This window comes from Nostoc sp. PCC 7107 (assembly GCF_000316625.1).
GTDB lineage: Bacteria > Cyanobacteriota > Cyanobacteriia > Cyanobacteriales > Nostocaceae > Nostoc_B.
The window spans coordinates 6,321,257-6,329,823 of the sequence record NC_019676.1 but is presented as its reverse complement, the minus strand read 5'-3'; the positions used below and the strand labels follow the sequence as shown (position 1 = coordinate 6,329,823).

Sequence of the window (8,567 nt, the reverse complement as noted above, 5' to 3'; positions counted from 1 at the left end):
GAAGATATGAGCAAGCACCAATTTAGCATTCAGATGATCTAGACCTAAGCTAAACTTTGAGTTCTAATCATTTTGGGACTACCCAGTAGGCCATATCCTAACACCCACTGACCAACACGGAGAAGCAAAGACACATGAAGACAACAGTGCAGAATATTGATGGCTGGAGTTCGCTCTTGAACAAGAGAGCTAACATTGTGAAGTTAAGGCTGCTAAGTGGGATAGCCATCGTGTCTTTAGGTGGTTGTGGTTTTTTACCTGCTAAAACTTTTGAAAATTCTACAGATAAGCCTTTTGTTTCCGAACCCAAAACATCTAACCCCGAATCAGCGATCGCACTTCCACCTATTATCTCCGCATCTGGCGATCCTAATTTTGTTGTAGGCGTGGTGAAAAATGTTGGTGGTGCGGTGGTGCGAATTGACTCCTCCAGAACCGTGACATCTCGCATTCCCGAACAATTTAATGATCCCTTTTTTCGGCGGTACTTTCGAGACACCCAACCTAGACAACGAGTTGAACGGGGTAGTGGTTCAGGATTTATCATTAGTTCCTCTGGACAAATCTTGACCAATTCTCATGTCGTCGATGGTGCAGATACTGTAACAGTGACTCTCAAGGATGGGAGAACCTTTGATGGCAAAGTTTTGGGGGAAGATCCTGTAACAGACGTAGCGGTGATTAAAATAGATGCCAATAACTTGCCAACGATATCTTTAGGCAATTCTGAAGTTTTACAACCAGGGGAAGCCGTAATTGCCATTGGTAATCCTTTGGGTTTGAACAATACTGTGACATCGGGGATTATTAGTGCAACTGGTCGATCTAGTAGTGATATTGGTGCTAGTGACAAGCGTGTTGATTATCTGCAAACAGATGCAGCCATTAACCCTGGTAATTCTGGTGGGCCATTGCTCAATGCACGCGGTCAAGTCATTGGGATGAACACAGCAATTCTGCGGAATGCTCAAGGTTTGGGATTTGCTATTCCCATCAACACTGTGCAGAAAATCGCTCAACAATTAATTACGAAAGGTCGAGTGGATCATCCTTATTTGGGTGTTCAGATGGTGACACTGACACCAGAGATTAAAGAAAGGATAAATCAGAGATTTGGCGATCGCATTAATCTGACGACAGAGAAAGGTGTGCTATTAGTCAGTATTGTCCCGCGTTCTCCAGCTGCGGCAGCGGGATTGAAAGCAGGGGATGTAATTCAAAAAATTAATAACCAGTCTGTTACTAAGGTGGAAGAAGTACAAAAGCTCCTGGAAAATAGCCAAATTGGCAATCCTTTACCAGTACAGGTAGAGCGCAACGGACAAACTACGCAAATCATTGTTCGTCCCGCACCTCTACCCGTGCAACGAGAAAGCTAAATGAAGTATGAAGTGTAAAGTATGAAGTCTGAAGTGAATGTTTTAGGTTAGGAAATTGTATGTAAATAATTAGAAAATCCTATGTTTGCAAAAGTTGACAATCTCAGATTGTCAACTTTTATTGAATTATGGATGTTTTTATTCGTTATCTGCTAACTACTCAAGGAATTTTTTATATGGCTGACTTACTACCAATTGTGCAGTTAGGCGACCCGATAATTCGCCAAAAAGCCATTTGGGTTGATAATATTCATGATGAGAAAATTCAAAAATTAATTGATGATTTAATTACCACAGTTTCTCAAGCTAATGGTGTCGGCATTGCGGCACCGCAAGTTGCCAAACAACAGCGTTTATTTATTGTCGCCTCCCGCCCCAATCCCAGATATCCCAACGCTCCCATAATGGAACCTACCGCTATGATCAACCCCAGGATAGTGTCACATTCTCCAGAAATTGTTAAGGGATGGGAAGGTTGTTTATGTATCCCTGGTATTAGAGGATTTGTTCCTAGATATCAGACTATTGAAGTTGAATATTATGACCGCTATGGGCAATTACAAAAACAAAAATTTTCTGACTTTGTAGCGCGAATTTTTCAGCATGAATACGATCATCTCGATGGAATTGTATTTATAGATCGTGTCGAAAGTACTCACGATATAATCACTGAGCAAGAATACCAAAAACGGGTAATTAACATTACTTAATCTAAAATAAATCTTGAAGACGATTTCATCTACGGAAATAATAGGTTATATTTAACCTATTGTTAACCTTTTAGCCTTGGTGCAACTATCGAGTAAATGACAAAAACTCTCAGTAGTCGCGGATTAAGTCCAAAAGAGGCTTTGTCTCCTGACTTAATTTCTGTTCAGCGTCATAGTAATCAAGTACAAGTGCATAGATATACCAGTTCAGCAGCTGCCAACTTAGAAACGCATTTGCCAACTGGTGGGTTAGAAATTGTTCATACAACCCACGGTCGCATCCGCATCCGCGCTACTGACGGCAGTTTAAACTCAACACTAGAATTAGTATCTGAATACTTAAAACAGTGCAAAGGAGTCAAGGAAGTTATAACCAACGAGCAATTGGGCAGTCTGGTTGTTAACTTTGACGAAAGTCATTTGACATTACATCAGATATTGGGAATTTTAAAAAAAATAAATATTCACCCTTCCCCAATTTCGCCGCAATCAATGACCAGTAAAGATCCCTTTGCGGTGTGGAAGTCTCCTGATTTTTGGATGGAGCAAACTATTTCCTTTATTCCCTTGATGACTGGTTTAGCAGTCACAGGAGGTTTAGGAATTAGTGGGTTAGCGTCGATCCCAGTCTATATGATTACCGCAGATGCAACTCGTCGGGTAATAGACTATTTAGAACCACAAATTGCCAAATCAGACAGCAATAGCCAATCTGCAAAACCAAATAACACAACTAATCAACCGAAATTGACACAAGCATTAACTAATCCAGTTGTTGCACAAGTAAGGCAAGACGTAACACCGTCAGCAAATATTGCCTACACTGTAGTTCATAATATTCCAGGCAGGATTAGGTTCCATGTACCCCGCATTGCCCAGGATCAAGCATACACAAAACGGCTAGAAAGGTTGTTGAAAACAGACGCTCATGTAACTAACGTGCGGATGAATTGTGATGCAGCATCAATAGCGATCGCATTTCATCCGGGTAATGTAGCGGTCAACCATTGGGTAAAACTGTTGGCATTGGCCTTGGAAATAAATCCCCCTACACCTAGCGTCCAAATCGGAGAAAAACAACAGCCTGTAGAACAAATTACACAGTCTGTTGTATCGGCCGATACAACAAAAACATCAGCAGAAAGTAACAATCTAAACGTGTCCAGCTTATGGGCCCAGATGAAGCCCGCAGCTATGTCTTTTTCTTTAGCCTACATGGCGAACTTTCCGTTGTAGATCGTTCCGTTAAGGAACACAGGAGGATGAAAATGGAGGGTTCTGTATCCTCATCGGCATCGCAACCTCCTGGGGAAAGCCCCTGGAAAATAGCAGCCAAAGTAAATAATATCGCTGGCGATCGCCAATATGTGCAAAGCTTAGGGAACTTGCTCAAAGCAGATCCAGTGGTAAGAAGTGAGCAAATCAATATCACCTATCAAACTGGGACACTGCAAGACTCTCAAGAGCGATCGCACAGCGTTATCGAAGCAGCAATCACAGATTTAAATAGTTTGATTCGCTCTGCCAACGAAGCAACGGCAGGTATTTTCGCCAACCCAACCAGCAGAATTTAACCAAATCTCAGCCAATCTTGTTTGCAGTAACTCACCAGTCTGGAGTGATTGGGGAGAGAATTCGCGCTCAAAAATTGAGAGCTTGCTGCCACATCAATATAAGTTTTTTATCTACTACTTTAAGCGAGATCAGGAATGACACCATTGACAGCACAACTAGTATCGCCCGCAGTGCAGAAAGCTTCGGAAACTGAAGCAAAAGAAGAAGTCCCGCTAGGTGAGAAAGTTTACGAAACCGTCAGTACAGTGGTTTTAGCCCAACCAACTTACAAAACTGAGAATGGCAAACTGTCTCAAGTTAAGCGTAATAGACGGTCTCATCAGCCAATCTCTCAAGTTGTTTACAGCGTTGTTCATGCAGTTCCCGGCAGAATGCGGTTGCGTATCCCAAAATTGCGTAATAACGCCGCATATATGCAACGCCTCCAAACTTTGTTGGAAGTTGATCCCCTCGTTACCAGCGTCAAAATTAAACCGGCGGCGGCATCATTAGTTGTTACTTATAAATCTAGTACAGTCAGTGATGCCAAAATGCGATCGCGTCTTAGTTGTCTGATTATGACGGCTAATGATGCCAATGTTGTGCTGTTGGATCAGAAAAAGCCTATTGATATTAAACCCCAAGAGGATGCAGCAGAAGGCGCTTGGCCAGGATTGCAACTTTCGGCTGTAGCCACTGGGTTAGCGGTGCTAGGTGGGCCGTTAGGATTTGCCGTCCCACCAATTATGGTAGCGGGAACCATTGCCCTAGCCACATTACCCGTCTTCCAAAGAGCGATCGCCGGGATCTTGATGCAGCGTAAACTGACTATTGATGTGTTGGATTTGTTGGCAATTGTGATTACCACAGTCCAAGGTCAGTTTCTCACACCCGCATTGATGCTGAGTTTAATTGAAATTGGGGAAAATATCCGCGATCGCACCGCCCGTTCTTCCAAAATGCAGACATTAGATCTGCTCAATTCTCTAGGGCAATTTGTTTGGGTTGAGCGTAATGGTGAAAAAGTACAAATCTCGATTAAAGAAGTCCGAAGCGGCGATACAGTAATTGTCTATCCCGGCGAACAAGTCCCGGTAGATGGCAGTATTATCAGGGGGAAAGCCTTACTAGATGAACAAAAACTCACAGGCGAATCAGTCCCCGTCTTGAAGATCAAAGGCCAACCTGTGTTTGCTTCCACATTGGTAAGGGAAGGCAGTATCTATATCTTGGCAGAACGCATAGGTAACGACACCCGCGCCGGACAGAGCATCAAGCTGATGGAAGAAGCTCCAGTCCATGATACGCGGATGGAAAACGGGGCGATCAAAATTGCTGAAAAAGCAGTTATACCCACCTTGTTGTTAGGCGCAGGCGTGTTTGCTGTCACCCGCAACGCTGCCAGAGCCGCCAGCGTTCTCACTCTGGATTTTGCTACGGGGATAAGGGTATCAGTCCCGACAACTGTGTTAGCTGCTTTAACTTATGCCGCCCGCCACGGGATTCTCATTCGCAGTGGTCGCGCCTTAGAGCAATTGGCAGAAGTTGACACCATCGTTTTTGATAAGACTGGTACATTGACGAAGGGTGAAGTTGCGGTAATTGGCGTTGATAGTTTTCATTTTGAAGTCTCCCCAGATAGAGTATTAGCTATAGCCGCCGCCGCTGAACAACGCCTCACCCACCCAGTCGCTGAGGCTGTCATCCGTTATGCCGAAGCACAGCAAACTATTATTCCTAGCCGTAGTAAGTGGAACTATAAACTTGGCTTGGGTGTGGAAGCAGAGATTTATGACGAACCTGTTTATGTTGGTAGTGAGCGCTTCTTACGTCAACAAGGCGTAAACATGGAAGCTCTCAACGATGCCAACCGAGTAAATTCCGTTATTTATGTCGCCACCAATGGCCAACTTCTTGGTAGAATAAGATATAGTGATGTTCTACGTCCAGAAACACGGGAAGTAATTAACCACCTGTTGACGGTCGAAGGTGTAGAAGTTCATATACTCACCGGCGACAATCAACGCACAGCCAAAGCTGTAGCAGCAGAACTCGGAATTGCTCCAGCCAATACCCATGCAGAAGCATTCCCTGAACAAAAAGCTGCCGTTGTCCGCGAACTGCACGAACAAGGCAAGACAGTTGCCTTTGTCGGAGATGGAATCAACGATTCCCCGGCTTTAGCCTACGCCGATGTTTCGGTATCATTTGCTCACGGTTCAGAAATTGCCCGTGAGACAGCAGACGTAGTGCTGATGGAAAACGACTTACATGGAATTTTAGCGGCGATCGCCCTAGCACGCAACGCCAAAAAGTTAATTCGCCAAAACACCAGTATCGTTGCTATTCCTAATATTGCAGCAATGGCGATCGCTGTGCTATTTGGGCTAAACCCCCTAGGCGCAACGGTAGTTAACAATGGTTCAACAATTGTTGCAGGTGTTAACGGTTTACGTCCAATTCTTAAAAATTCCCCCAAGAAAGCTCTCCCATCAGCAAGATGAGACCACACCTTGGGTAGATTAAGCTAGATAGCTTTCTGACAATTTTTCAATTCAACTGGAGATACTTGATTATGCCGAAAATTACTGATTTTGTTGAAGATGCTGGCGCTCCTGGAATCATAGCTGGTATCGGTGCAGTCCTCCTCGCACCCGTCCTGATTCCTGTTGTGGCGGGAATTGGTAAACCCATTGCTAAGTCCATCATCAAAGGCGGAATTTTGGCTTACGAAAAAAGCAAAGGAGCCTTTGCAGAACTAGGCGAAACCTGGGAAGATATCGTAGCTGAAGCCAAAGCCGAACTCGCAGAAGATAGAGAAACCCCATTATTTGAAGCTGCTGGTACTCCAGTTGACAACACATCTGATAATGGTGCGTAAGCTTGCCGCCAGTTTTGAGGAAAGGATGAAGTATAAAGTTTCATGCTCAATACTTCAAACTTTCCTATTCTTCAGATGTGGCAGTTCTCAATCATTCGTGAATCAAAAGATCCCCGAACTCTTAAGGAAGTCAGGGATCTGAGCAACATAATTTACCAATCAAATAGGAAAGCATTCAAAGATTATTCAGGAGGGTGGATGTGTTTACAAATAATCATGGTAATGTCACTATGATGCCTAAAGTTTTGGGGGCAGCAGCCTTGAACACGCCATCCCAACCTATTTCTACAAAAATTATTAGCGATACCCCAGGCAGATTACGCTTAAGAATAGCGCCATCTCATCGTCAAACAGGGGAAATACGACGCATTGTAAAAATTTTGGACTCTCAACCCAACATCAGTCAGGTAAATACTAATATCCAAAATGGCAGTATTGTCATTCACCACGATCGCAATGATGAAAGCTGGCAAAATGTACTAGCTACACTCAAAGATATCGGCATAATTTTCGCCGACGTTACTAACGAAAGCCACTCCGATGCAGCAGCCACTATCGCTAATGCTGTTTATGACTTAAACGACAGAGTAGAAAAAGCAACAAATAATGTAGTTGATATCCGCTTTATATTTCCTTTGGCGCTAGGATGTTTGTCTGTACGACAGTTGCTAGTAAAAGGTTTGCAACTAGAAATCATCCCTTGGTATGTTTTGGCATGGTATACCTTTGATAGTTTCATCAAACTGCATGGAACCAGCAAACCGCAGCCTATTAAGTAGTCAGACAGAATTAATTACACAATGAATGTAAATATTTTTGTCCGATTACTTAGTACATCTGGGAAATAGTCAGCATCATCTCTGCACCGAATCTCAATCACTAACCTTAATTGAGATTATTTATTCCTACGTGCCGCTTGCAGAGCATCAATAGCTAAACTGACACTTCCTTTTTCATTGTTATAAAAATGGTTTTGTGGGTTTTGGAAAATTCTTTGAATCGTTTGTAATTCATCTATGGCATTAATATCAGATTCAGTGACAAAATTTGCCCTAGCTTTTTCTTGCAGATTAGTAACTATTCTCACAATCGCTCTAGCTGCTTTGCTACGCACCGTCCAATCTGGGTCTTGCAAACCTTGGATTAAATAAGGCATAGTTGCACTAGTATCGGTGCCAATGCTACCAATAGTCTCTAAAGCTAGTCCTCGCACTGATGGTTCGGTGTGTTGCAGAGCTTTACCAATATTTGGCAAAATCGGAGTAGCTTCATTACTAATTGTCGTCAGGTTTTCAGCATTAGCCAGTCGAGTTTGTGGATCGTCAGTATTACTAAGATTGGAAATTAGGCGAGATACAATAAATGACGATTTAGTATTTAACTTGACTAAAGCTGTAGCCGCACTAAAACGTACCGAAAAGTCAGAATCTTGCAGCGCATTAACCAAGTAACTGGAAAACTTAGCAGCTTCAATCACAGTATTTGCGCTACTAGCATCACCAGTATCTTCAGCAATAATATTGCCAATGGCTCTAGCTGCACTACTGCGAACAAACCAATTCTCGTCTTGAAGATTTTTAACTAATGCAGGTAAAGCATTTTTAACTATTACACCACCTTTTTGCGACAAAACTAAGGCTGCACCACTACGCACACGCCAATCTGGGTTAACTAATGCTTGTTGGAGTTTATCTAGTGCTTCGCTACTAAACTCTCTATCATTGAGGTTGCCTAAAGTTGTCGCCGTATTCAGTTGTTCTAATAAATCTTCGTTGCTGAAACTTTGGATTAACTGATCAACTCTCTGTCCGTTGGGAGTTTGTGCCAAAGTTTTATAACTGGTACTGCTGACAACCAAAGGTGATACAAAAGTCAACACAGTTACTGCCATACGATGTGCTAACAACCAATGAGGAACTCTAGCCCAGAAGCTGAAGTAAATGTGTTTTGCCATAAAATGTACTTCTGTATACAAGAACGCTATTTTGTATCCTTAGTGCTTCATATTACCATTCAAAATCTTGATGTACAAATACTAAGGAT

The 8,567-nt window shown here is 42.8% G+C and carries 8 protein-coding genes; 7 read left to right on the top strand and 1 reads right to left on the bottom strand.

Annotated features, from left to right (window positions below; genetic code table 11):
- Nucleotides 1-134 precede the first annotated feature (134 nt).
- The 7 genes from NOS7107_RS27110 to NOS7107_RS27080 all read left to right on the top strand — a co-directional run bounded on the left by NOS7107_RS27110 (nt 135) and on the right by NOS7107_RS27080 (nt 7,303).
- Nucleotides 135-1,379 (top strand): HhoA/HhoB/HtrA family serine endopeptidase, encoded by a 1,245-nt coding sequence (locus tag NOS7107_RS27110; protein ID WP_015116110.1) that lies wholly within the window; start codon nt 135-137, stop codon nt 1,377-1,379.
- Nucleotides 1,380-1,555: 176 nt separating this feature from the next.
- A complete protein-coding gene (def, locus tag NOS7107_RS27105) occupies nt 1,556-2,089 on the top strand; it encodes a peptide deformylase (protein WP_044501201.1) in 534 nt (177 codons plus the stop codon).
- A gap of 96 nt (nt 2,090-2,185) precedes the next feature.
- Nucleotides 2,186-3,325 (top strand): HMA2 domain-containing protein, encoded by a 1,140-nt coding sequence (locus NOS7107_RS27100; protein WP_015116108.1) that lies wholly within the window; start codon nt 2,186-2,188, stop codon nt 3,323-3,325.
- A 32-nt stretch (nt 3,326-3,357) separates the two neighbouring features.
- The gene (locus NOS7107_RS27095; RefSeq protein WP_015116107.1) at nt 3,358-3,663 is read left to right on the top strand and encodes a hypothetical protein; all 306 of its coding nucleotides are present in this window, start codon (nt 3,358-3,360) and stop codon (nt 3,661-3,663) included.
- A gap of 135 nt (nt 3,664-3,798) precedes the next feature.
- The gene (locus tag NOS7107_RS27090; protein WP_015116106.1) at nt 3,799-6,147 is read left to right on the top strand and encodes a heavy metal translocating P-type ATPase; all 2,349 of its coding nucleotides are present in this window, start codon (nt 3,799-3,801) and stop codon (nt 6,145-6,147) included.
- A gap of 71 nt (nt 6,148-6,218) precedes the next feature.
- Nucleotides 6,219-6,524, top strand: coding sequence for a DUF5132 domain-containing protein (locus NOS7107_RS27085; protein ID WP_015116105.1), 306 nt, complete (start codon nt 6,219-6,221; stop codon nt 6,522-6,524).
- 200 nt (nt 6,525-6,724) lie between these two features.
- Nucleotides 6,725-7,303, top strand: coding sequence for an HMA2 domain-containing protein (locus NOS7107_RS27080; RefSeq protein ID WP_015116104.1), 579 nt, complete (start codon nt 6,725-6,727; stop codon nt 7,301-7,303).
- 116 nt (nt 7,304-7,419) lie between these two features.
- Here NOS7107_RS27080 and NOS7107_RS27075 read toward each other — a convergent pair whose 3' ends face one another.
- On the bottom strand, nt 7,420-8,478 hold the full coding sequence (locus NOS7107_RS27075) for a HEAT repeat domain-containing protein (protein ID WP_015116103.1): 1,059 nt from the start codon (nt 8,476-8,478) through the stop codon (nt 7,420-7,422).
- Nucleotides 8,479-8,567 lie beyond the last annotated feature (89 nt).